The organism is Actinomadura soli, assembly GCF_005889715.1.
GTDB classification, from domain to species: domain Bacteria; phylum Actinomycetota; class Actinomycetes; order Streptosporangiales; family Streptosporangiaceae; genus Spirillospora; species Spirillospora soli.
On the sequence record NZ_VCKW01000570.1, the window covers coordinates 1 to 1,227 of the forward strand.

2 protein-coding genes are annotated in these 1,227 nt (G+C 67.7%); both read left to right on the forward strand.

Annotated elements, in window-relative coordinates; translation table 11 throughout:
* Positions 1-727 (forward strand): replication initiator (locus ETD83_RS43400; protein WP_329603085.1); only part of this gene is annotated, 727 nt, incomplete at its 5' end.
* A complete protein-coding gene (locus ETD83_RS41875) occupies positions 724-915 on the forward strand; it encodes a MerR family transcriptional regulator (protein ID WP_138650773.1) in 192 nt (63 codons plus the stop codon). The genes ETD83_RS43400 and ETD83_RS41875, both read left to right, overlap by 4 nt.
* Positions 916-1,227: the final 312 nt, after the last annotated feature.

The following is a 1,227-nucleotide window of genomic DNA, read 5'->3' on the forward strand; positions in this document are numbered from 1 at the left end:
CGATGATCCTTCGCCGCGCTGGCTCACGGCCGAACTGCTGGCCGAAGCGGTCCCGCAGGCGGCGGGACTGGTCCAGGTGATGTCCCCGGATCCGGGCGACGGTCAGCGCGGGCTGGTCTGGGGCGAGCAGATCGACGTGCGGGCGGTCGTGGTGCGCGGTGGCGACGGCGGGGTGACCGATGAGCAGGTCGCGGCCTACATCGCCAAGTACTCGACCAAGGGCGCGGAGTCGTCGGGGACGGTCGACCGGCGGCTGTCGTGCGGACGCTGCAAAGGTGTCGGCACGGTGATCACGGCGCACGGTGCGGCGGTGTGCAAGCGGTGCGGCGGCCTGGGGACGGCCGGGGGTCTGGATCTGGACCGCCTCCCGGTGACCGAGCACGCCCGTCGCATGATCCGCACCTGCTGGGACCTGGGCGGGCGACCGGAAATGGATGCCCTGCGGCTGCGGCCATGGGCGCACATGCTGGGGTTCCGGGGCCATTTCGCGACCAAGTCCCGCCGGTACTCGGTCACCCTGAGCACCCTCCGCCAGGACCGCGCCGAGCACAAAACCACCGAATCCCGCGAACGCAACGGGTTGCCGGGGCCGGAGTCCACGCACGTTCTGGCGCACTGGCGATTCGCCGGACAGGGCTACACCGAAGCACAAGAAATCCTCGCCGGTCACATCAACCAGCGCGTTATTACAGCTCGGCACATCGCCGAAAAGCGGGAGGGTGCGTGAACGGCGAGGATCGACTTTGGACCGTGGCGGAACTGGCGGCCTTCCTCCAGAAACCCAAGTCGTGGGTGTACGACAATTACCGCGACCTGTTCCCGTACTACAAAATCGGCCAGCAAGTGCGATTCGCCCCGGGCGAGATCCGGGCGGCGCTGCGCGAAATGATCCGCACCGAGAAAGGAGTCGCTTGACCGAAACACGCGAAGAAGCGCAGGGGGCAAGCGATTCCGACGCGTGCGTCTCCTGCAATGGGCGCGGATACAAGTGGGTGCATCCGGCGCGACGTCTTGCCCTGCGATACCTGGACGCCGACTCGACGCCAGAGGTCCACCGGTCCCCGTGCTTGACGTGCGGGGGCCGGAAGCCGGTCACGGCGAACTGATCTGTTCCATCGGCTGAGCGGGGCTTGCGGCAAGTAAGCCCAAGCCTCCGCTAGCCGGGTCGCACAACAAATACAGCGCCGCGAATGCGGCTCCCTTAATGGGGCGGGTGGTCGGGGGACG